Source organism: Trueperella sp., from assembly GCF_043424875.1.
Classification (GTDB): domain Bacteria; phylum Actinomycetota; class Actinomycetes; order Actinomycetales; family Actinomycetaceae; genus Trueperella.
Map to the genome: position 1 here is coordinate 18,475 of NZ_JBHWPL010000113.1, position 20,551 is coordinate 39,025.

The following is a 20,551-nucleotide window of genomic DNA, read 5'->3' on the forward strand; positions in this document are numbered from 1 at the left end:
CGTGTACCCGCACGAGTTTACGCCTGCCCGCTCCTAGCCGCCTACACCGGCCCTGCGATTTCACCAAGTGCCAAAACCGTGGCTAAAGCCCCCGAGAAACCATGGATAATGAATCCATGAGTGAAAAAGTGAATTTTTGGTTTGACCCGTCCTGCCCGTGGACCTGGATTACGTCTCGGTGGCTCGTCGAGGTGTCGGAGCTTCGCGACCTCGACGTGACGTGGCGCCCGTTCTCCCTCTTCGAGCTCAATCGCGATCGCGAGCTTCCGGAGGACTACCGCAAGCACATCGACGAGGTCCGGAACTGGGGTCGCATCGGCATGGCCGTCGCGCAGACGGCGCCGGATACGGTGGGCGAGTTCTACACAGAGCTCGGCACCCGCGCCCACAACAACGACCAGCCGCACTCCGACGAGACGATCCTCGCGGCTCTCGAGGCGGTCGGCTTGGACGCCGAGCTCCTCGAGCGTGCGAAGGCAGGGGAGTTCGACGACGCCGTCCGCGCCTCCACCCAGACCGGCTTGGACCTCGTCGGCGACGACGTCGGTGTGCCCATCATTGAGGCTGCGGGAACCGCGTTCTTCGGCCCCGTCATGTCGCCCGCTCCTCAGGGTGAGGACGCTGCGAAGGCGTGGGATGGGACGCTCGCGCTCGCCCAGACCGATGGGTTCTTCGAGCTCAAGCGCTCGCGCGACGTCGGGCCGATCTTTAACTAGACCAGCGTGCCGCAAGGCCAGCGCGCGGCAGCTAGGCCTGCGAGCGGCTACGGATGTGGACCGTGCCGTCGTCGTCGGTCTCCAACTTGGTGTCCTCGTCCTGGCCGTGGCTAACGGGCAGGAGCGAGACGATGCCGTACACAATCGCGCCCCAGATGAGGCCAAAGAGGGTGGCGTACAGGGTGTCGATGAGCCACACGAAGAAGCCGCCGCCGGTGCCGGCGATGGCGGCCGTGATGGTGTGGCCGAGGTCGTAGGGCACTGACCACAGGATTTCCTCGAGGCCGACGAGCACGATGTGTCCGCCGACCCACAGCATAGCGACCGTGCCGATGGCCGTAATCGCACTCATGAGCTTGGGCATGGCGGCATAGAGACCGCGCCCGATTTTTTGAACCAACGTGTTCTCGCGCTTGGCGAGCCACACGCTGGCGTCGTCCATTTTGACGAGCAGTGCGACAGCTCCGTAGACCAGCACCGTGATCGCAATCGCGACGACGACGAGGATTACCGCGCGCATCCAGAACACCTCGTCGGTGACCTCGTTGAGCGAGATGACCATGATTTCGGCCGAGAGGATGAAATCGGTGGTGGTGGCTTCCTTGACGATCTTGTCTTCGGCTTCCTTGCCCTTGACGACGGCCGGGGCGTCCGACTTCGTTTCCTTGCCGCGCCGAAGCTTCTCGATAACCTTGTGCGCGCCCTCGTAGGTCAGGTACGTGCCGCCGAGCATGAGCAAAGGCGTGAGGAGCCACGGGATAAATTCGGAGAGCAGCAGGGCCACCGGAACGATAAACAGGAGCTTGTTGCGCAGGGATCCAACGAAAATGCGCTTGATGATCGGGAGCTCGCGCGAGGGCTTGAGGCCATCAACGTACTGGGGAGTGACGGCCGTGTCGTCAATGACCACGCCAACCGCTTTCGAGCCGGCCTTCGTGGCGCCGGCCGCGATGTCGTCGAGTGAAGCGGCGGTAACGCGTGCAAGTGCCGCAATGTCATCCAGGAGCGCGATGAGACCAGTAGCCACGTGGTATCCCTTCAAATCAAGTTCTGAGAATGTCAGATTACACGACGAACAGGACAAAAATGCTAGCGGGGCCGGACGTTGCCGGCCCCGCTAGAAATCTGGGCAGTTACCAGATGCGCACGCGTTCCTCGGGCGCGAGCCAGAGCTCGTCGTCCTCAGACACGTCGAACGCCTCGGCGAATGCGTCCACGTTCTTCACCACGCCGTTGCAGCGGAACTCGGCGGGGGAGTGCGGATCGATTGCGAGGTACTGAATGACGAGCTCGTCGCGGCGCTTCGTCTTCCAAATGCGTGCCCAGTTGAGGAACACGCGCTGGATTCCCGTGTAACCCTCAATCTCCGGGGCGCCGTGTGCGTCGTCGTGGCCTTCTCGCTTCATGGCGATGTCGTAGGCCTTCAACCCAATGGACAGGCCACCGAGGTCTCCGATGTTCTCACCAAGGGTGAATTCGCCGTTCACGTGGTGCGACGATTCGCCCAGCTGCGCCGGCGTGTACTGCTCGTACTGGCCCACAAGCGACTTGGTGCGCTTCTCGAACTCGGCGCGATCCTCGTCGGTCCACCAGTTGTTCAGGCGGCCCTCGCCGTCGTACTTGGAGCCCTGATCATCGAAGCCGTGCCCGATCTCGTGGCCGATCACGGCGCCGATTCCGCCGTAGTTGTAGGCGGGGTCGGCGTCGGCGTCGAAGAACGGCGGCTGCAAAATGGCTGCCGGGAACGCGATCTCGTTGGCCACGGGGTTGTAGTAGGCGTTGACCGTCTGCGGATTCATGTACCACTCGGTGCGGTCCACCTCGGTGCCGAGCTTGTTGACCTGACGATCGTGTTCGAAGCGCTCGGCCGAGCGAATGTTCGCCATGAGCTCGTCGGTGACCACGAGCTTGGAGTAGTCGCGCCACTTGTCCGGATAACCGATCTTCGTGACCGTCGTGCCAAGCTTAGCGAGTGCCTTGTCCTTCGTCTCATCCGTCATCCAGTCAAGGTTGCGGATCGACTCATCGTAAGCTGCGATCAGGTCCTCGACGAGCTGCATCATCTTCGCCTTGTGCTCCGGCGGGAAGTGCCGCTCTACGTAGATCTTGCCCACGGCCTCGCCGAGCACGGAGTTGACGAGGCTCACGCCGCGCTTCCAGCGCTCGCGCATTTCCTCAGTGCCCGAGAGCACTTTGCCGTAGAAGTTGAAGTTTGTCTGGACGATTTCCTCGTTCAGGTAGGGGGCGCGGGCGAGGACAACCTTCCACTCGAGGTAGGTCTTGAGCTGGTCGAGATCGGCCGCCTGCCACTCGTCTCCGAAGCCTTTGAGCGCGTCCGGGGTCATCACGAGGAAGGTCGGCGCGTTGCTCGGCCACAGGTCCATCGCGTCGAACGCGGCGTCCCAATCAAATCCGGGCGCGGTGGCCTTCAGCTCGTCCCACGTCATCGGGTTGTTCGTCTTGTCGGCATCGCGCGTCTCGACGACGGTCATGTGATGCGAGGCGAGCTTCGTCTCGAAGTCCATGATCTGCTCGGCGGCTTCCTTAGCCGCCGCATCGTCGTGACCGGTGGCCAGCGAGTACAGGGTGGGGATGAACTCGCGGTACTTCTCGCGGTACTCGGCATACTCGTCGTCGCGGTAATACGCCTCGTCTGGTAGCCCCAATCCCGATTGGTAGAGCCAGGTGATGTACTGATTCGGATTGTTGCGGTCGGCGTCGACGTCGATACCGAAAGGCATTGGTACTCCGGTGGAGTACAAGCGACCGACGACGATCTCCAAATCGTCCTTGTCGTGTGCATCTTTGATCAGATCAAATTCGGTTTGGAGCGGCGCGTTTCCTAGGCCGTTCACGCGATCTTCGTTCATGAACGAGGCATAAAGATTGGCGATTTTCTGCTCTTCTGAGCCCTCGGCCACCTCCGGATCGTCGAGAACCTTGGCGGTGACCTCTTCGAGGATCTCGCGCACATCGCGCTCGGACTGGAGGTGAAGATCCATGAAGCCGCCGGTGGAGGACTGATCGGCCGGGATCTCGGCCTCGTCGAGCCACGGACCATTGACGTGGCGGAAAAGATCGTCTTGAGGGCGGATATCGGTGTCAATCCCGTCGAGAATCTCGCGGGTTGTGTTGTCATTCGTCATAATCACAGTCTAGGGGTGCGGTGAGCGAACCCGAAACCGACCGCTGGCTGTGAAGAACTCCGCGCGCCCACGCTCGGTGCTCCTATAATGGGGGGCATGCGTATACATATTGCCGCGGATCACGCGGGTTTTGAACTGAGAGAGCACCTGATTGAGCACCTCCAGGAGGCCGGCCACGAGATTGTGGATCACGGCTACACGGAGTACGACGCGCTCGACGCCTACCCGCCCGTGTGTTTCGCGGCAGGTCAGGCCGTCGTCGACGACGAAGGCTCGCTTGGCATCGTTATCGGCGGGTCCGGAAACGGCGAGCAGATGGCAGCGAACCTCGTCAAGGGCGTGCGCGCGGCGCTGGTGTGGAACGAGTCAACCGCCGAGCTCGCACGGGAGCACAACAACGCGAATGTCATCTCGCTTGGGGCGCGTCAGCATTCGATCGAGGAGGCCACGAAGTTTGTGGACATTTTCGTGTCGACTGACTTCGACGTCGAATCGCGCCACCAGTCGCGCATCGACATGATGAGTGCCTACGAGGACGGCCAGCGCGAGTTCTAGGCGCTCGGCCCCTGGATCCGCACTTTTTGATCCGGGCCGATCACTTCCGTGACCTCGTCACGCGTGATGATTGCTCCCGTTCCGGTTGGAAGGAGCAGGAGCTTCATCACCGCGGGTCTCAGCCGAGCAAACTGATACGTATATGCCACGGCCAACTCATCGGGGCTCGCGGGGGCAACCTAGGCGCCGTATGCCCCGCTGCCGAACTCCGCAGTAAAATCTTTCACGCCCAACCCACTCTCACGGCTTTTTGGCCTTCCTAGATCAGGATCGCCGGGTCGATGAGCGGCTCGGTTTCCTTTTTCTTTTGCGTGTTCTTCGCTGGGATTCCCACCGCCACGTTATCCGATGGTACGTCCTTGACAACGACGGCGTTGGCGCCGATCCCGACGTCGTCGCCAATGGTGATCGGACCAAGAACCTTGGCCCCCGAACCAATCGTGACCCGGTTTCCAACCGTGGGGTGGCGCTTGCCCGGGTTCATGGACGTACCGCCGAGGGTGGTGCCGTGGAAGATGATCACGTCTTCACCAACCTCGGCGGTTTCGCCAATGACCACACCCATGCCGTGATCAATAAAGAGCCTGCGGCCCAGCTGCGCGCCCGGATGAATCTCGACGCCGGTCAGGCCGCGCATCGCCTGAGACAGGAGGCGCGCGGGGAGCTTGAGCCGGTCATCCTTATTCCACAGGGTGTGTGCCACCCTGTATGCCCACACGGCGTGAACGCCGGGGTAGGTCAGGAAGACTTCGAGCTGGTTGCGGGCGGCGGGATCGTTATTGACCGCCGCCTGCAAATCCTCGCGCATCTTATGAAACAGACTGATCTTCGCCATGGGTGTCCTTTAGTCGACGAGGCCCTCGAACAGTGGCGTCGAGAGGTAGCGCTCGCCAAAGTCCGGGATGATGACCACGATATTTTTGCCCGCGAACTCCTCGCGAGCGGCAATCTCGCTGGCCGCCTTGAGAGCGGCACCCGCTGAGATTCCGACGAGGAGGCCTTCTTCGTGTGCGGCGCGGCGTGCGGTGTCGACGGCGTCGGAGCTCGCAACCGTGACGACCTCGTTGTAAATCTCGGTGTCCAAGACCTCGGGCACGAAGTTCGCGCCGATGCCCTGAATGCCGTGTGGGCCGGCCTTGCCGCCGGATAGGAGCGGGGATTCTGCCGGCTCAACTGCCACGAGGTGGATGTCCGGGTTCTGCTCCCTGAGGTAGGAGCCGGCGCCGGTCAGCGTGCCGCCGGTGCCGATGCCAGCCACAAGCACGTCCACCTTGCCATCTGTTCCCTCCCAGATTTCCGGACCCGTGGTGGCGCGGTGGATGGCCGGGTTCGCCTCGTTGGCGAACTGCGAGGCAAGAATCGAGCCGGGATTCTCCGCCGCGATCTCCTTGGCGCGATCCACAGCTCCCTGCATGCCCTTGGCCGGCTCGGTCAGTTCGAGTTCGGCGCCGAATCCGCGAAGAAGCGCGCGACGTTCCTTGGACATGGAGGCGGGCATCGTCAAGATGACCTTGTAGCCGCGTGCGGCGCCGACCCAGGCCAGCGCGATACCGGTATTGCCCGACGTCGCCTCGACGATCGTGCCACCGGGAGCGAGTTCGCCGGACTTTTCTGCGGCGTCAATGATCGCCACGCCGATGCGATCCTTGACCGAATTTGCGGGGTTGTAGAACTCGAGCTTGCCAATCACATTGGCGTTATCGCCGGCGAGGCGGTTGATGCGAACGAGGGGAGTGTTGCCGACGATGTCAGTTGCATTGTTGAAAATAGTCATGATGATCCTTAAAAACTATTGGCAGATAGCCAAAAACGTGGAAATGCTCGTCAGGTGAGCGGTCCGAGGTGGCACACATGCACACGGGCACGAAAACTAAGGTCTGCCACCCTACAGACACATACGGCAACACATCATGGCGATCATCTGGTTCATGGGATGACGTCCTTTCTGTGTTGTGCCGACACTAGAGCGTCGATGTATTTGAAAGATCAACAAGCTTTAGTTTACAAGGTTGGAGTGCGTGGTCAATGACGTTCACCATGTGGGAAACGTTCCGTGGGTCACCTCGTGGTTGACGGTACCGATGTCGTGCGGGGTTGCATCGCCCGCGCTGAGTTGCGCGACCTGCGCGGCGAAGTCTGCGGGATCGCCGACGGCGACGTCGATATCCACCGCCTTGGCGCCGTAGTCGACGCCGACCACCTCGTAGCCGCGCCCGCGAATATCGGCCTCGACCTTGCCGGCGAGCGCGTGACCCACCGTGACTCGCTGTTTGCGATAGACGACCTGCTTGACGAGCGGCGCATCGGAGAGCACCGCCCGCACCGAGTCTGAATACGCGCGGACGAGCCCGCCCGTGCCAAGCAGCGTGCCGCCGAAGTATCTGACGACGACGACCGAGACGTCAGTGAGATCGTGCCCGGTGAGGACGTCCAGCATCGGGCGTCCGGCGGTGCCGGACGGTTCGCCGTCGTCGGAGGAATTCATCACCGGCTGGGCGTCGGACTGGGAAACGACGTAGGCCGAACAGTGGTGGCGAGCGTCGGGGAACTCGCTGCGGGCGTCCGCTAGAACGGCGCGGGCCTCGTCCACGCTTCCCACTCGCCGGGCAATCGCTATGAAGCGCGAACGCTTGATCTCCAGCTCGGCCCGGAGCTCGCGGCGAGTAGATAGGCGCAGGTCAGTCATGGCGCTATTATTGCAGGGTCGCCGATGATGCAGGCCAGGCATGGCCGAGCACGTGTTTCCCAGCACAGTTGCCCCTCACAATGTGGCTTTCCCGAGGGGTGGTGGGCTAGACTCACAGACTGTCTGCTCGGAGCATGTCTCCGAATTATTGAATGACCGGCAGGTCATATGAGTACCGAAAGGAGCGGTTGGAATGGCAGTTCCCAAGCGCAAGATGTCTCGCAGCAACACCCGCTCTCGCCGCTCCCAGTGGAAGGCACAGCTCACGGAGCTTCAGCCGGTCCGCGCTGGTGGCGTTGAGAAGCGCATTCCGCGTCGCCTCGCTAAGGCAGCGCAGAAGGGTCTTGTTGACCTCGACTAATCGTTGACCATCACGGTCGAACGAGGGCCTCCCCAATCCGGGGAGGCCCTCATTTTATGTGCGTCTAGAGGTTGAGTGCGATGAGCGCGCAGGTTCGGGCTGTGGCCGCGGCGAGGTTCTGCGGCCCGTGCGTCAGCGCATCGCCAAGATCGCACACGCCCGCGACGACGGGGATGACGGCGGTGAACTGGTCGAGGTCCTCGTAGCCATCGCCGAGCCGTCCGGCAAACGCGACGACGGGTACCGCACCGGATCGTCCGGCCACGCCCCACGGTGCCTTTCCAGTGGCGGTCTGGCCGTCAATCGATCCCTCGCCGGTGAATACAAGATCCGCGCCATTGACGTGGGCGTCGAAGTCCCACGCGTCAAGGACGATGTCGATCCCAGGCTTGAGCTCGCCACCGAGCGGGCCGAGGATCGCAGCGCCGAGCCCACCCGCGGCTCCTGCGCCCTCGACGTCGATGAATTTGCGGCCAAGGGAATCCTCGAGCATCCGGCCGACCTGGCCGAGATATCCATCGAGCTCCTCCACGACCTGCTCGCTGGCGCCCTTTTGCGGGCCAAAGATGGCGCTCGCGCCGTTGTCTCCGGTCAGCGGATTGTTGACGTCGCTCGCGCCGATCACGCGCACGTGCGAGAGCCGAGGATCCAGTTCAGTGACGTCCACCGAGGACACCTCTGCGAGTGATCCCCCGCCTGCGATGGCCACGCGCTCGCCGTCGTCGTCGATGAATCTCACGCCGAGCTGCTCGAGCATGCCCGCCCCAAGATCGTTCGTGGATGAGCCGCCAAGACCAAGGATGATCGTGGATGCGCCGCGGTCCAGCGCCGCGGCGATGAGTTCCCCGACTCCCGCAGTTGTGGTTGCGCGCGGATCGCGCTGGTCGCTCGGGACGAGGTCGAGTCCGCACGCCTGCGCTGACTCAACGATGGCCGTCTTCTCCTGCTCGATCCAGCCGAGCGTGGCGTCCACGGGCTCACCGAGCGGGCCCGTCACGGTCAGGGGAATGAGGGATCCGTCCAGGGCGTCAACGAGGACGTCTCCGAATCCCTCGCCGCCGTCTGCGACGGGCAGCTCCACCACCTCGGCTCCCGGCCACACCGTGGAGATGCCGTGTCTCATCGCGGCGCACGCTTCGCGCGCTGACATGGACTCTTTAAACGAATCGGGGGCGAGAATGATCTTCATGGGTGACCTTCCGGGGAGTTTTCGGGTTAAGGGAAAGTATGGCACCCCAAGTGTGAATACCATGAGGCAGGTCTAGGACTTTAGTCCATCACGTGGACGCCTATCGCCAGCCCGCCTGCGCGGACGATACTCTCGACTCATGGCACGTTTCGTTTCTTCTGGCTTTCCTGGCTCACGTCCCCGCGAGATCTTCGCGCTCGCGACGTCGGCCATGCGAATGTGCACGCGCTAAGACCGCGTTTTCGCCACCCACCCACATTTTTGCCAAGGAACCACTATGTCATCGTCATCTCAGCATTTTTCGAACCCGGCCTACGCAATCGAGACACGCATTGTGCAGGCCCCGAAGGACCCGACCGGCTCGGTCGTCCCGCCGATCTACCTATCCGCTAGCTTCAACCAGCCCGGCTACGAGGTTTCGGGGGAGTACGGCTATCAACGCTCGAACAATCCCACGCGGGCGACGGCCGAAGCGGCGCTCGCAAACGTGGAGGGCGCCGAGTTCGCCCTGACCTATGCCACGGGAATGGCAGCAACCGCCGCCGCGCTCGAAATCGTGCGCCCGGGCCAAACCGTCATCTTTTGCGATCAGGTCTACGGCGGAACCTACGTGCTCGCCGAGCAGATCCTTGCTCGCCGCGGCGTCACCATCGTCTACGCCGATGACCTCAACGAGTGGACCGCGGCCGACATGCCAGCCAACCTCGGCGCGATCCTTATCGAAAGCCCCACCAATCCCGGGCTGCGCGTCCTTGACATCGAGCACGCGGCCAGCCTCGCTCACGGCGCGGGAGCCTATCTGTTCGTCGACAATACCTTCTGTACCGCCTACCTCCAACGCCCGCTGGAGCTGGGGGCAGATGCCGTAATCTACTCCGCCACCAAGTACCTGGGCGGTCACTCGGACGTGCTCGCCGGCGTCGTTCTTGCCAACGACCCCGCGCTGTATGACCACTTCAAGCTCGTCCAGCGCGAGATGGGCAACCCGCTCTCGCCCTTCGACTCGTATTCGCTGCTGCGTGGGCTCAAGACGCTTGCCATCCGCATGGATCGGGCGCAGGAAAACACCGTGAGAATCCGTGCGTTCCTCGAGTCGCATCCGGCCATCGCCACTGTTTACTACCCGGGCTGGTACTCGCCGAGGGAGGCGCAGATCCACGCCCGCCAGTCTTCTGGTGATGGCGCGGTGCTGACGTTCGAGGTTGCCGACGACGTCGATCTGGCGGTTTTCCGGGAAAACCTGCGGTTGATCAACTACGCGGTGTCGTTGGGGTCGGTGGAGACGCTGCTGTCCCATCCGGCCACGATGACCCACGAGGACATCACGGACGAGGAGCGCGCTCGCACCGGGATCTCGGAGCGGATGCTTCGACTGTCTGTCGGAATCGAGGCGGCGGACGATATTATGGGTGATCTTGACACTGCTCTACAGGAGGCGGTCAAAGATGTCCCTGCTCTCGGGAATTTTTAAGCGATCGACGTCGGGTGGCCCGCGAACGCTGCCGGCCACGCAGGAGGGCGCGTTCGATGACGCCAAGGCCGCGGAGTACGCCGATTTTGTTGGGGCAACCGGCCTGACACACACGCCTCCCATGGCCTTCCATAACCTGTGCTTCCCGACCACGGCGCGAGTGCTCGGCGAGCCGGCCGTGCCCGCCCGGCTGTTCGGGCTCGTCCATGAGTCGTTGACGTGGGAAATCATCGAGCCGCTGCCCGTCGGTGTACCGGCGACGGCGAGCTCGCTCATCACCCGCACGAACCGCCAGCGCGGGCTCTCAATCGAGGTCGCGTCGGTGGTCGCTGTAGGGGAGACCGTCCACTACGTTGAGCGCGCGGTGTACTACTCGCGCAAACCGCTGCGCGGCCCCGCCTACGACTTCGACCATATCGGCGTCCCACCGGACTGGGATGGCCCCGAGATCCCGGACCTGCGCGGGCAGTTTGGCACCAACGACGTCGGTGCGCTCGACATCGAGCAGAGGGTCGCCACTGCTACGCGGCACCTTACGCCTGACACCGGGCGCCGATGGGCCAAGATCTCCGGTGACGTTAACCCGATTCACATGTCTAACGCGTCCGCGCGCCCGTTTGGTTTCAAGAGCGCGATCGCCCACGGCGCCGCCATCGAAGCCTGGGCACATGCGAGCCTTGGGGTGAACGGAACAGCCCCCTGCTCGGGCGCCGCGAAGTTTAGAGCTCCCACGAAGATCCCGAACGAGATCGAACTCGTGCCTTTTGGCGATGGGCTCTATGGCGTCGTGGAAGCGCGATCGGGCCGCGATCTTGTGCATCTGCGGATCAACGCGGGGAGGGTGGGCGCCGCCGAGGTGCCGCCCACGCGGATCGTCATTCCGCGCCACAATGGCCGCGCGAGTTCGACCGCCCTTGGTCAGGCAACCTTCACCGCTGCCGCCGAGGGTGATGCGATCCAGCGCGCGGTTGTTAGCGCCCGGAACTGGCGCAAGGACTACCGCGAGCCGGTGCGCCAGGTTGCGATTCTCGACGATCCCGCCCACGGGCCCGACGCCGCCCAGCGCGCCCTGACGTATCTTGAAGGAAACGTGACAACGGCCGACGGAACGCCGGTCGGCCGCATCGAGGCCGGGGTGAACGTGCCGCTTGGGCTTCGAGTGGTCGGTCAGGGCTCGCCGAGGCAGGGGCTGGCAATCCCGCACCACGGCGCACTCCTCGAGGGTGTGGCTCTTGATGAGCAGCTCACGCGGTGGACGGCGAATGGAATGATGACGGCCGTCGCGGCCGAGCGCCTGCGAGAGGTGGCGGCCAACCCACAGTGGCTGGCGTTGTCCGACACCACGATCGGTATTCTCGGAGCCGGAGCAGAACTCGCTCCGACCCGGTTCCTTCTCGATTACGGTGCCACGGTCGCCGGCGTGATCCGCCCGGATTCGAGCCGACACTCGGCGCTTGTGAGTGACGCCCGCACACTCGCGGGCACTCTCGATCTGTCACCGGCCGAGGCATCCGATATCACCGAACAGACCGGAGCCATCGCTGGCTGGATGCTCGGGCGAAACCCGGACGTCGTCGTCGAAACTCTCTACGCACCCGGCGCGGACTTCGTGCTCCTCGAACTGGGCGCGGACGCGATCATGCGCAACGTGGCAGCCGAGTCGGACGCGCTACTTGCGTGGTACGGCACGCCCACGGACGCCTACCCGATCGGCGCACACCGCGAACGCGCGGGCGGGATCGCCCGCAGGCAGCGGCCCCGGCGATTCCCACTCGGCCTGCTGCAGGGGACACCGGCCATTCGCGACGGCATCTTTAACGGGATCGTCGACTACCAAGGGCCAAACTACATTCTGGCCAAGCGCATTGGCCGCTGGCGTGCCACGGCGCTCGCGGCGCAGGGTAAGCGGGTGTCGTTCAACATCGCGCCGATGGCTGAGACGGAGTCGGTGCTCGTCTCGAAGACCCTCGTGGCCGCCTATCGCGGCATGGAAAAGCTGGGGCTGGAACCAGTTGGCGCGGATACGGCGGCGGCGATTATGGCCACGCTCCTCGTGTGGGATCTGCGCAATCCGCACACGGCCAACGCGGACTTCCTCACCGAGGCCGCCGTGCCGAGTGGGCTGTGGAGCCAGGATTCCGAGCCGCAAGATCTCATGAAGCGCGCCGTGCTCCTCGGAAGTGGAGCGTTCATCCGGTAGGCCGTACCGGCCAGCACGGCCACGCAGGCAATGTGCCCGACGTCCAACCTCGGCATGGCACGTTCTCGGATTGGTGCGAGGTAGCATGATCAATCATGCGCAAAATACTTTTCACCGCAGTAGCGCTCGCGTTACTGGTCGGATGCAGCTCGTCGGCCGGAGTGCCTTCCGGTGGTGGTACGGCCACCACTAGCTCATCGGCGCCTCCCGCCGAGAGCGCGAGCCCGACGTCGAGCCCGACGCCGAGCCCCACGCCAACGACAGACCGCGACGATTTGCCGAGCGACGTCACGACGAGCGTGGATGGCGACGCCGTCACGTACACCTTGGCTTCGGACGAGCTCACGCTCACCCTGCCACGCACGTGGACGGAGATGAGGGAGAGCTCGCAAGCCTTCCCGATTGCCGCGGTCAATCCGGACGAGTCCCAGCGCATCGTCGTCGGCGAACTCGGGCCGGCCCGCCTCGCACCCGATGCGAACCGGTATCGCGAGCTCCTTGTGGAGAAACTGGACGTGGACGACTCCGAGGTGGCATACATTGGCGAGCGCTACGCGGGCGATACCGTCTATCCGGCGTACGAGATCGCCACGATGGAGTACGTGGCGTGGATTTTCCTCGTGACGGCCGATGAGCGGATGTTCGAGCTGACCGTCATGGGCGATACCTACGCCAATGGGGTCGAGGCTCTCGCACACATTGAGACGTTGACGAACGGGGATTAGCCCTTCATAGCCGAGGCGGGGATATCCATCTGGATATCCCCGCCTCGCATTCCGCATATTAGAGAGTTGCCGTAATGAGCGCGACTCCTTGCGCGCCCTCGGGCGGTTCGGCGAGCAGCGGCACTTCCCGCACGGGCACCTTCGCGCCGATCCGCTTCTTGAGCTGAGCCACCTGATCGGCTTCGAGCTCGTGACGATGCGCAAGGAACTCCCCGGCATCTGTGGGGGAGCGACGGTTCACGACGACGGACCGCAGCGTCACGTCCATGTCCGTCAGCTCCTTGACGGTTTCCACCGCCTCGAGCACTGGCATCGGCTCGCCAAGGGTGACGACGACGAACCCGGCGTCGCCCCCGCGGAGCGTGTCGCGCAGGTCGCTGAGCTTTTTCTGGCGCGCGATGAGCGTGCGTCGAAGGTGGGTGTCACGATCGGTCTCGCGCTCGCCGTCGTCGGCCCTCTTGCCGATGATCGAGCCGAGGACGGCCGAATACTGATCCGCCCGCGAGCGTGACTTGAGCAGTTCCTCAGTCCACGTGGACAGCTGCTCGGGCAGCGTGAGGAGGTGGAGCGTGTGCCCGGTGGGGGCGGTGTCGAAGATGACCACGTCGTAGTCCTTGTGGCCAAGTTCAACGTTCTCAGCCACGCGCTCGAGCATGGCCGCCTCGTGCGAACCCGGCGCATTGCGGGCCGAATCGAGATGGCGCTTTGCCGGCCCGTGCAACGACTCAGGGAGCATGCGCATCATCTGCCGGTAGACGGCGTCGAAGTGCTTGGCGACCAGAGTCTTTGGATCGATTTCCACGGCGTCGATGAGGCCGACGTCGGCGCCACCGAGTTGGGAATGCAGGTCGGCCACGGTGCCCGTGACGTCCCTGGGACGCATGAGGGGCGTGACCTTATCGGAAAGCTTCTTCGCCCACAGGTGGCCGAGGTTGTGTGCGGGATCGGTGGAGACGATGAGGACGCGCGCGCCTTGGAGCATGCGCCCAAGTGCCAGCGCTGAGCTGATCGACGTTTTGCCAACCCCGCCTTTGCCGCCAACAAACACGACCCTGTGATCGGCGATGTCATTTAACAACATGAGATGTGATCCAATGGTGTGCGAGGCATCCCCATCCGGCGGTGCCAGGCGTGGAAGTCCTCAAAGATGAATGGGAGAAGTTCCGCGTTGTAATACGCGGCGGGATCCGGCACTCCCAAGGCCTCGCCGAGCACAACGAGCGTGAAGAAATCTTCCTCGTCGCGCTTTTCGCGTGCGAGCGACTGGCGATAGGTCCGGGAGTAATACTCTTCAAACGCCCTATTAGCGGCGATGAGGCGCGCCCAGGCTCCCTGGGCGCGCCCCTTCGTTTTGTCAGACATGAGCCTTAGCTCTCCGACCCCGCACGAACCCACTCGTACGTGATGTCGGCGTCTGGCTCTTCGGCCGGCTCATCCTTGGCGCGGCGCATAGCGAGCACCGCTTCGATGGCCACCCAAATCGAGCAGAGAATGATGACCGCGTCGACGGCGAGCAGCAGGTAATCCGGGTTCTCCGGATTAGCGAAGCTGATCGCCTGATCGATTGCAGCCCAGAACGCCATGACGAAGACCAGCACCAGCGGGATCATAGCCGGCAGCGGGTTGCGCCGCTTGCGTAGCAGCATCACCGCGATGATCGAGAGCGTCAAGGACGCGAGCAGCTGGTTCGACGTACCGAATAGCGGCCAGATCCTCAGACCGCCTCCGCCGTCGAGGCCCTGCGAGAAGGTCATGCCAAGACCAAGCGCAACAACGATGGCCGTGGCAACGTACTTGCCGACCTTGATGTTGACGGTCGACGCCGCCTCCTGGACAACGAATCGCATGAGACGCAGGCCGGTATCCATCGTCGTCGCTGCGAACAGAACCGCCATGGTGGCAAGAACTGTGCCGGACAGAGACGCCGGAAGCCCGATGCCCTGCTCCATGAGGTTTCCGCCGCCCTCAACGAAGGCGTTAACGCCACCATTGCCGTACGCCGAGTAGACCTCTTCCCAACGTGCGAGGGTGCCGAAGCCACCTGCGACCGAGAGGATCGTGCCGAGCGAGAGCAGGCCCTCGCCGACGGCGCCGAAGTAGCCGACGAAGCGTGCGTCGGTTTCCTTATCGAGCTGCTTGGAGGACGTACCGGAGGAGACGATGCCGTGGAAACCGGAAATAGCGCCACAGGCGATTGTCACGAAGAGCAGCGGGACGATCGACGGCGTGCCGTCCGGGGTGTTGGTGTTCCAGAACGGTGCAACAACCTTCGTTGCGTCGGTGCTCATGATCGTGCCGATCAGGACCGAGGCGTAGAGCAGCGCGAGACCAATGAAGAGCTGAACGCCGTTGATGTAGTCACGCGGCTGGAGCAGCAGCCACACCGGGAGCGTGGATGCGATGGCGCCGTACACGAACAGGGCGATGATCCAGAACGCGTGTGGACCGATGCCAAGGAAGTTCTCGTCGAGCACGACGGGCACCTTGTCGCCAATGAAAATGAGCGTGTAGAGAACGACGACGCCGACAACCGTGACCGGCAAGAGCGGAAGCTTCAGGCGGTAAATTGCGATGCCGACGAGGACGGCCACGACGATCGCGCCCCACGCGGGGATGACCGCGGATGGCGTGGAAATGAACAGACCCGTGATGACCACGGCGAATGCGGTGACAACCATCAGCAGAACGAGGAAGATCACCACGAGGAAGAGGTAGGAGCCACGCTGACCAATGTAGCGCGACGCGATCGAGCCAATGGAACGGCCCTTGTTACGCTGCGACGCCCACAGTGCACCGAAATCGTGCATGCCGGCGAAGAACACGGTTCCAAGGGTGACCCACAGGAACGCCGGACCCCAGCCCCAAATAATTGCAACTGCAGGGCCGACGATCGGCGCCGCGCCTGCGACGGACGTGAAGTGGTGGCCCCAAAGAATGTACTTATTTGTAGGGACGTGGTCGACGCCGTCGTTAAATTCGTGGGACGGCGTGACGAAGGATTCATCGAGTTGGAAGACCTTGTTGGCGAGGTACTTCGAATACACAAAATATCCGAAAGCCATCATGGCCAATCCGATAAGCATGATCCATACAGAGCTCATGGAGTGCCCTTCTGTTATGGGTAGCCGAAACTACCGGGTGTGTAATGCCATGACCACGGCCGCTGTCCGTGCGGGACATAGGACGTTAGTCAGCGGTCTGTGAAATTATGTCAGACTTTGAGTGTGGTTGACAGCACACCGCACCGAATGTTGTCGAAAAGTTAACTAAGCGGCGAACTGAGGGCCGCGTAGAGGCGCGCAATCGCCATGCCGCCACGGGTGACGGTTTGCGCCATGCGGGTGAAACCGGCGTCCACATGCCGGACACCGGGCGCGGGGCAGGGCCGTTAGAGCGCGGTCGACGCGAGTAGGCGCTCGAGATCCGCGAGAGGCACAGCCGCGCCGAAGGCAGGATTGCCGGGCTCGAGTTTCTTACCTTCATGGAGCGACTGCAGCGGTAGCGGGTCGAAGCCCACGCGTGACGTGATTTCCTCGACGCGAGCTAGTGCATCGGCGTCGTCGGACGCCATCGCCATAGCAATGCGGTCGGGGGAACCTTCCGCTCGCGCCTCACCGGCGATGTCGTGGTAGCCAATGTGGTTAAAGCCTTTGACGAGCCGCGACGTGTTCAGATGTTGCGCAACGAGTTCCGACGACGACGGTTCGGCGTTGGCAAGCGGCGAATCAAGCCCGTCCGACTCCCACCAGTAATTCATGGCATCGACGACGATCTTGCCGGCAAGTGCGTCCGGATCCAGCGTCTCGTAGGCGGGCAGTGGTATCGCAAGCACGACGACGTCGGAGCTGGCGATCGCCTCTTCCTTCGTCATCGGTGTGGCACCAGGGGCGAGGATACTGACCGTCAGCGCGATTGGTTCGGGGTCTCCTGAGCGGGCGATGGCGACGTCGTAGCCCGCTTGGACGGCGATGCGGGCGAGTGCCGTGCCGAACTTGCCCGCGCCGAGGATGGCGATGTTACTCATCGCCCAGTTCCTTGCGCACGAGCGGGATAACCTCGGTACCGAAGAGCTCGATGGACTCGAGGCGAGCCTTGCCGGTGAGCGACTGCGAGCCGGAGTACGTGAAGTCGAAACGGTCAAGGTCAAGGGCGCGCACCGTGGCCACGATCTTTTCGGCCACCTGCTCGGGGTTGCCGATATAGAGGGAGCCGTGCTTGACCTCGTGCTCGTACTGGCCGCGCGAGAGGCCGGCCCAGCCACGCTCGGCTCCGATGCGGTCGCGGCCCTTTTTGAAGCCGGGGAAGTAGATTTCCTTGGCGTCTTTGGCATCCTTTTGGATGAATCCGTGGCTATGAACGCCCACGCGCTGCGGCTCCTTGCCGAGCTGTTCGAGGGCCGCGCGATAAAGATCTGCGAAGGGCTTGAACCGCGAGGCTTCGCCGCCGATGATCGCGAGCATCAATGGAAACTCGTACTTGGCCGCGCGGATCACGGACTCCGGGGAACCGCCCACGCCGACCCACGTCTCGATGCGTCCAGACTCCGTCTTGGGAAACACGTCGGCCTCGTTCAGGACCCGTCCGCCGCGGTCCCACGTCACCGGTTCTTCCTCTAAGAGCTCGTCCCACAGTGCGATCTTCTCGTCGAAGAGCTTGTTGTAGTCGCGCAGGTCGAAGCCGAAGAGCGGGAAGGATTCGGTGAACGAGCCTCGGCCGAGCATGATTTGCGCGCGCCCGTTAGAGACGCCGTCAAGGGTGGCGAAACGCTCGAAGAGTCGGACTGGATCGTCGGAGGACAGGACGGTGACGGCCGTGCCGAGCTTGATCGTGTCCGTCACCGATGCGGCGGCGCTCAGCACCATCTCGGGGGAGGAGATTGCGTAATCGTCGCGATGGTGCTCGCCCAGTGCGATCACGTCAATCCCGAGTTCGTCGGCGAGCTTCGCCTCCTCGACCACCTGGCGAAGCGCCTGTCCGTACGATACTGGCGTGCCGGCGTCGTCGACGGGCACCTCACCGAAGGTCTCAATTCCAAACTCGAAAGCCATGTCCATCCCTAACTCGCCCTCGCCGGGGCGCAAAATTCTACGTCCCGACGAGCCTACACCGCAGAAAGTGCAACTTTCAACTAATTAGGGTTGACGATCGCTATGGCCCTGCAGCGGGGTACTCCGGTGGGAAGAGAGGTGTCGGAGGCGAAGACGCATTCAGCTCCGTCGAGGGAGAAGGAAATGTGTTGGCCGTCGTGGAGCCCCGGCAGATCTTGGGCGAGATCGCCGTCGCCGACGACGATCTCGCTCGCGGTTTCAGTTGCCTCGGCGTCGCCATGCTTGCCCGTGATGTCGGCGGCTGAATTAAGGCGAATGATCGTGTGATCCTGATCGTGCCAGTGCGTCGGCGGGCTGACGGGCGCGGCGGCGAATTGGTCCAGCTCGGAGCCGGACACAACCTCAACCACGCCCGAGAGCTCTCCCGAACCGACGTCAGAAGAGGAGCAGCCGGCCAGGGCGAGCGTACAGATGAGGCCGACGGCCCATCGTGTGGAGGGCATTTAGAACCTGACTGCAGTTCCCGTTGCCACCACCATGAGCATGTCGCCGGCCGCGCCGAGGGTCTCGTAGTCGTAGCGGAAGCCGACGACGCCGTGTGCGCCCATGTGCTCTGCCCGGGCCACCATTTCCTGGAGCGCCGAATCGCGTGCCTTGACGAGCTCCTGCTCGTAGCCCTCCGAACGGCCGCCGAAAATGTTGCGTAGGCCAGCGCCGATGTCCTTGACCAAGTTAATTCCGACGATGTTTTCGCCGTTGACGATTCCGAGATACTCGGTGACGGGGTGACCCTCGACCCGTGACGTGGTGGTAACGATCATTGATGCCTCCATGGCGATTTAAGCGAAGTGGATGGTTCGATCTTAACTCTCCAGGTGGCCGGAGAGAGTGCGACTCGGGGTGGAATCTGGGGCAGTGCACGTCATGACCAGAGCGGATCTGGATATGACGAAGCCCCGGTTGAACCGGGGCTGTGTGGAGCGGGTGACGAGAATCGAACTCGCACTATCTGCTTGGAAGGCAGAGGCTCTACCATTGAGCTACACCCGCGCATCAGTCGCGCTGACCAGTTGAGTTTAGCAAGAAAATTTTCATAACTGAAAATGCGCTAGGTGATTTCGCGCTCACCGGCAGGGTCAGATTTCGTTTCCCGTGCGATTGTCCTCTAGGATGGTCTGCGACGGGGCATGGCGCAGTTTGGTAGCGCGTCCGCTTTGGGAGCGGAAGGTCGTAGGTTCAAATCCTGCTGCCCCGACCACCTCCCGCGACACAGGTCAACCTGTGCCGCGGGTTTTTCATGCGCCCTTTCGTGGGCCCGTAGCGCCCATAGCCTTATAGCCCTTATGGCCCATATTGCCCCCCTGCGCAGATGGTGCAGGAAATTGCTAAATGGGGCAGGAAGTTCCTGCCCGGTTTGACTGGAACCTGCACCGTTTGTGCAAGGGTGGTGGCGCTGGGGCGCCTGCGTTTGGAGGCCTCGGCACTGGGTCGGGTGTGCTCGGATGCCGGCACAGATGGTGCAGGAAATCGCTAAATGGGGCAGGAAGTTCCTGCCCGGTTTGACTGGAACCTGCACCGTTTGCACAAGAGGACAGGCGCTGGAGCATGTGCGCTGTGAGATCTCGGCGGGAGGTGCGTCGTCGCCGTCGTCGTCGCTTTGCTCTCGAATTGCCGCACAGGACAACCTGCGTCGCATATGCCCATGCGGGTAATAGCCGCGCTGATGGGAGCGTTGGCCATTATCTTTGGCTCGTTCGCATTGGCGAGCGCACCTGCACATGCAGCACAGGTGCAGCCCGATGCTTCAAACATCGCAATCACTGACGCCAATGGCGAGCCGATTACAACCGTCGCCAACAACACGCCGTACAAGATCACGTTTGATTTTGAGCTTGCCAACGCCAATCCTGGTGACACGTTCGTCGTGGCGGTGCCCGAGGGCTTCGTCGTCGACAATGTTCCAGAGGTTGCTCTCGACGAGATCGCCGTTGCGCGACGTACGAGTGAGACCACTGTTACGGTGACCTTCACCGATGCGGTTGCATCGCTTGAAAACCTCCGCGGCGGGTTCACCTACACGTTCCGATACGCGGCGACGCCGGAAGAGGGCGAGATTCCCGATCGCGAACTGACAATCGGCAACACCTCTGTCTACTGGCCTGAACTCAAGTACGGACCCGGCCAAGAGCCCATGCCGCTTATCATCAACAAGTGGTCCGGATTCAGCACCGACACCGTCAACGCGAGGGGCCCCGGATGAGCCGACGACGGATCCGGCGCCGGAGACGACTCCGACTGACACGGACACGATCGTGGCCGAGGCCGACGCTCCGAAGCTCCCGAAGACTGGTGCACAGTCGCTGGCGCTTGGCGCGCCTGCAATGCTGCTGCTCCTTGCGGGAGGCGGACTCGTTGCTCGTAGGAGCATGGCTGCCTAGCAGTCAGTAGTAGCTC

22 protein-coding genes and 2 tRNA genes are annotated in these 20,551 nt (G+C 62.9%); 9 read left to right on the plus strand and 15 right to left on the minus strand.

The annotated features are described in order from the left end of the window. The first annotated feature begins 116 nt into the window (after positions 1 to 116). Positions 117 to 716 carry a DsbA family protein gene (locus ACHFFR_RS09060; RefSeq protein ID WP_394263942.1) on the plus strand — a complete coding sequence of 200 codons (600 nt, stop codon included), beginning with the start codon at positions 117 to 119 and terminating at the stop codon, positions 714 to 716. A gap of 31 nt (positions 717 to 747) precedes the next feature. Here the strand turns inward: ACHFFR_RS09060 and ACHFFR_RS09065 are convergent, their stop codons facing one another. Continuing rightward, positions 748 to 1,743, minus strand: coding sequence for a DUF808 domain-containing protein (locus ACHFFR_RS09065; RefSeq protein WP_394263943.1), 996 nt, complete (start codon positions 1,741 to 1,743; stop codon positions 748 to 750). Between the two features lie 106 nt (positions 1,744 to 1,849). Beyond that, on the minus strand, positions 1,850 to 3,862 hold the full coding sequence (locus ACHFFR_RS09070) for a M13 family metallopeptidase (RefSeq protein ID WP_394263944.1): 2,013 nt from the start codon (positions 3,860 to 3,862) through the stop codon (positions 1,850 to 1,852). A gap of 96 nt (positions 3,863 to 3,958) precedes the next feature. On the opposite strand from ACHFFR_RS09070, the gene ACHFFR_RS09075 reads away from it, so the two are divergent. Next, positions 3,959 to 4,417 carry a ribose-5-phosphate isomerase gene (locus ACHFFR_RS09075; RefSeq protein WP_394263945.1) on the plus strand — a complete coding sequence of 153 codons (459 nt, stop codon included), beginning with the start codon at positions 3,959 to 3,961 and terminating at the stop codon, positions 4,415 to 4,417. Here ACHFFR_RS09075 and ACHFFR_RS09080 read toward each other — a convergent pair. From ACHFFR_RS09080 to ACHFFR_RS09095, 4 genes are all read right to left on the minus strand, one after another. Then, on the minus strand, positions 4,414 to 4,566 hold the full coding sequence (locus ACHFFR_RS09080) for a hypothetical protein (protein WP_394263946.1): 153 nt from the start codon (positions 4,564 to 4,566) through the stop codon (positions 4,414 to 4,416). The genes ACHFFR_RS09075 and ACHFFR_RS09080 overlap by 4 nt on opposite strands. Before the next feature lie 110 nt (positions 4,567 to 4,676). After that, positions 4,677 to 5,252 (minus strand): serine O-acetyltransferase EpsC, encoded by a 576-nt coding sequence (epsC, locus tag ACHFFR_RS09085; protein ID WP_394263947.1) that lies wholly within the window; start codon positions 5,250 to 5,252, stop codon positions 4,677 to 4,679. A gap of 9 nt (positions 5,253 to 5,261) precedes the next feature. Then, complete coding sequence (gene cysK, locus ACHFFR_RS09090) at positions 5,262 to 6,194, minus strand: cysteine synthase A (RefSeq protein ID WP_394263974.1); 933 nt, start codon at positions 6,192 to 6,194, stop codon at positions 5,262 to 5,264. 255 nt (positions 6,195 to 6,449) lie between these two features. Beyond that, positions 6,450 to 7,103: an IMPACT family protein gene (locus ACHFFR_RS09095; protein WP_394263948.1), complete on the minus strand. Its 654-nt coding sequence runs from the start codon at positions 7,101 to 7,103 to the stop codon at positions 6,450 to 6,452. 193 nt (positions 7,104 to 7,296) lie between these two features. On the opposite strand from ACHFFR_RS09095, the gene rpmF reads away from it, so the two are divergent. Continuing rightward, positions 7,297 to 7,464, plus strand: a complete 168-nt coding sequence (gene rpmF, locus ACHFFR_RS09100; protein WP_394263949.1) for a 50S ribosomal protein L32 — start codon at positions 7,297 to 7,299, stop codon at positions 7,462 to 7,464. 64 nt (positions 7,465 to 7,528) lie between these two features. On the opposite strand, the gene ACHFFR_RS09105 is transcribed toward rpmF, so the two are convergent. After that, positions 7,529 to 8,653 carry a glycerate kinase gene (locus ACHFFR_RS09105; RefSeq protein ID WP_394263950.1) on the minus strand — a complete coding sequence of 375 codons (1,125 nt, stop codon included), beginning with the start codon at positions 8,651 to 8,653 and terminating at the stop codon, positions 7,529 to 7,531. A gap of 277 nt (positions 8,654 to 8,930) precedes the next feature. On the opposite strand from ACHFFR_RS09105, the gene ACHFFR_RS09110 reads away from it, so the two are divergent. The 3 genes from ACHFFR_RS09110 to ACHFFR_RS09120 all read left to right on the plus strand — a co-directional run bounded on the left by ACHFFR_RS09110 (position 8,931) and on the right by ACHFFR_RS09120 (position 13,049). Next, entirely contained in the window at positions 8,931 to 10,124 is a 1,194-nt protein-coding gene (locus tag ACHFFR_RS09110; RefSeq protein ID WP_394263951.1) for a trans-sulfuration enzyme family protein, read from the plus strand. Next, positions 10,099 to 12,324, plus strand: a complete 2,226-nt coding sequence (locus ACHFFR_RS09115; RefSeq protein WP_394263952.1) for a MaoC/PaaZ C-terminal domain-containing protein — start codon at positions 10,099 to 10,101, stop codon at positions 12,322 to 12,324. Before ACHFFR_RS09110 ends, ACHFFR_RS09115 begins: the two co-directional genes overlap by 26 nt. A gap of 95 nt (positions 12,325 to 12,419) precedes the next feature. Then, the gene (locus ACHFFR_RS09120) at positions 12,420 to 13,049 is read left to right on the plus strand and encodes a membrane lipoprotein lipid attachment site-containing protein (RefSeq protein WP_394263953.1); all 630 of its coding nucleotides are present in this window, start codon (positions 12,420 to 12,422) and stop codon (positions 13,047 to 13,049) included. Between the two features lie 58 nt (positions 13,050 to 13,107). Here ACHFFR_RS09120 and ACHFFR_RS09125 read toward each other — a convergent pair whose 3' ends face one another. From ACHFFR_RS09125 to ACHFFR_RS09160, 8 genes are all read right to left on the minus strand, one after another. Further along, positions 13,108 to 14,130, minus strand: coding sequence for an ArsA family ATPase (locus tag ACHFFR_RS09125; RefSeq protein ID WP_394263954.1), 1,023 nt, complete (start codon positions 14,128 to 14,130; stop codon positions 13,108 to 13,110). Then, complete coding sequence (locus ACHFFR_RS09130; protein ID WP_394263955.1) at positions 14,121 to 14,411, minus strand: cory-CC-star protein; 291 nt, start codon at positions 14,409 to 14,411, stop codon at positions 14,121 to 14,123. Before ACHFFR_RS09130 ends, ACHFFR_RS09125 begins: the two co-directional genes overlap by 10 nt. Positions 14,412 to 14,416: 5 nt before the next feature. Continuing rightward, a complete protein-coding gene (locus ACHFFR_RS09135) occupies positions 14,417 to 16,150 on the minus strand; it encodes a carbon starvation protein A (RefSeq protein WP_394263956.1) in 1,734 nt (577 codons plus the stop codon). A gap of 287 nt (positions 16,151 to 16,437) precedes the next feature. Next, a complete protein-coding gene (locus ACHFFR_RS09140) occupies positions 16,438 to 17,073 on the minus strand; it encodes an NADPH-dependent F420 reductase (RefSeq protein ID WP_394263957.1) in 636 nt (211 codons plus the stop codon). Then, positions 17,066 to 18,097, minus strand: coding sequence for an Atu2307/SP_0267 family LLM class monooxygenase (locus tag ACHFFR_RS09145; RefSeq protein WP_394263958.1), 1,032 nt, complete (start codon positions 18,095 to 18,097; stop codon positions 17,066 to 17,068). Before ACHFFR_RS09145 ends, ACHFFR_RS09140 begins: the two co-directional genes overlap by 8 nt. Positions 18,098 to 18,177: 80 nt before the next feature. Continuing rightward, on the minus strand, positions 18,178 to 18,600 hold the full coding sequence (locus ACHFFR_RS09150; protein WP_394263959.1) for a hypothetical protein: 423 nt from the start codon (positions 18,598 to 18,600) through the stop codon (positions 18,178 to 18,180). Further along, positions 18,601 to 18,918, minus strand: a complete 318-nt coding sequence (locus ACHFFR_RS09155; RefSeq protein ID WP_394263960.1) for a YbjQ family protein — start codon at positions 18,916 to 18,918, stop codon at positions 18,601 to 18,603. Between the two features lie 155 nt (positions 18,919 to 19,073). Further along, positions 19,074 to 19,147: transfer RNA gene (locus ACHFFR_RS09160), tRNA-Gly, on the minus strand. Between the two features lie 131 nt (positions 19,148 to 19,278). Here ACHFFR_RS09160 and ACHFFR_RS09165 point away from each other — a divergent pair. From ACHFFR_RS09165 to ACHFFR_RS09175, 3 genes are all read left to right on the plus strand, one after another. Continuing rightward, positions 19,279 to 19,355 (plus strand) — tRNA-Pro (locus tag ACHFFR_RS09165). Between the two features lie 444 nt (positions 19,356 to 19,799). After that, positions 19,800 to 20,357: an Ig-like domain-containing protein gene (locus ACHFFR_RS09170; protein WP_394263961.1), complete on the plus strand. Its 558-nt coding sequence runs from the start codon at positions 19,800 to 19,802 to the stop codon at positions 20,355 to 20,357. A gap of 52 nt (positions 20,358 to 20,409) precedes the next feature. After that, complete coding sequence (locus tag ACHFFR_RS09175) at positions 20,410 to 20,535, plus strand: LPXTG cell wall anchor domain-containing protein (RefSeq protein WP_394263962.1); 126 nt, start codon at positions 20,410 to 20,412, stop codon at positions 20,533 to 20,535. The last annotated feature ends 16 nt before the right edge of the window (positions 20,536 to 20,551 follow it).

Excerpts from the sequence above, each read along its gene's own strand:
- rpmF (WP_394263949.1), top strand. The coding sequence starts at position 7,297 with ATGGCAGTTCCCAAGCGCAAGATGTCTCGCAGCAACACCCGCTCTCGC.
- ACHFFR_RS09140 (WP_394263957.1), bottom strand. The coding sequence starts at position 17,073 with ATGAGTAACATCGCCATCCTCGGCGCGGGCAAGTTCGGCACGGCACTC.
- ACHFFR_RS09070 (WP_394263944.1), bottom strand. The coding sequence starts at position 3,862 with ATGACGAATGACAACACAACCCGCGAGATTCTCGACGGGATTGACACC.
- ACHFFR_RS09145 (WP_394263958.1), bottom strand. The coding sequence starts at position 18,097 with ATGGCTTTCGAGTTTGGAATTGAGACCTTCGGTGAGGTGCCCGTCGAC.
- epsC (WP_394263947.1), bottom strand. The coding sequence starts at position 5,252 with ATGGCGAAGATCAGTCTGTTTCATAAGATGCGCGAGGATTTGCAGGCG.
- ACHFFR_RS09125 (WP_394263954.1), bottom strand. The coding sequence starts at position 14,130 with ATGTTGTTAAATGACATCGCCGATCACAGGGTCGTGTTTGTTGGCGGC.
- ACHFFR_RS09135 (WP_394263956.1), bottom strand. The coding sequence starts at position 16,150 with ATGAGCTCTGTATGGATCATGCTTATCGGATTGGCCATGATGGCTTTC.
- ACHFFR_RS09120 (WP_394263953.1), top strand. The coding sequence starts at position 12,420 with ATGCGCAAAATACTTTTCACCGCAGTAGCGCTCGCGTTACTGGTCGGA.
- ACHFFR_RS09060 (WP_394263942.1), top strand. The coding sequence starts at position 117 with ATGAGTGAAAAAGTGAATTTTTGGTTTGACCCGTCCTGCCCGTGGACC.
- ACHFFR_RS09170 (WP_394263961.1), top strand. The coding sequence starts at position 19,800 with ATGCGGGTAATAGCCGCGCTGATGGGAGCGTTGGCCATTATCTTTGGC.
- ACHFFR_RS09105 (WP_394263950.1), bottom strand. The coding sequence starts at position 8,653 with ATGAAGATCATTCTCGCCCCCGATTCGTTTAAAGAGTCCATGTCAGCG.
- ACHFFR_RS09115 (WP_394263952.1), top strand. The coding sequence starts at position 10,099 with ATGTCCCTGCTCTCGGGAATTTTTAAGCGATCGACGTCGGGTGGCCCG.
- ACHFFR_RS09110 (WP_394263951.1), top strand. The coding sequence starts at position 8,931 with ATGTCATCGTCATCTCAGCATTTTTCGAACCCGGCCTACGCAATCGAG.
- ACHFFR_RS09130 (WP_394263955.1), bottom strand. The coding sequence starts at position 14,411 with ATGTCTGACAAAACGAAGGGGCGCGCCCAGGGAGCCTGGGCGCGCCTC.
- ACHFFR_RS09095 (WP_394263948.1), bottom strand. The coding sequence starts at position 7,103 with ATGACTGACCTGCGCCTATCTACTCGCCGCGAGCTCCGGGCCGAGCTG.
- ACHFFR_RS09150 (WP_394263959.1), bottom strand. The coding sequence starts at position 18,600 with ATGCCCTCCACACGATGGGCCGTCGGCCTCATCTGTACGCTCGCCCTG.
- ACHFFR_RS09155 (WP_394263960.1), bottom strand. The coding sequence starts at position 18,918 with ATGATCGTTACCACCACGTCACGGGTCGAGGGTCACCCCGTCACCGAG.
- ACHFFR_RS09075 (WP_394263945.1), top strand. The coding sequence starts at position 3,959 with ATGCGTATACATATTGCCGCGGATCACGCGGGTTTTGAACTGAGAGAG.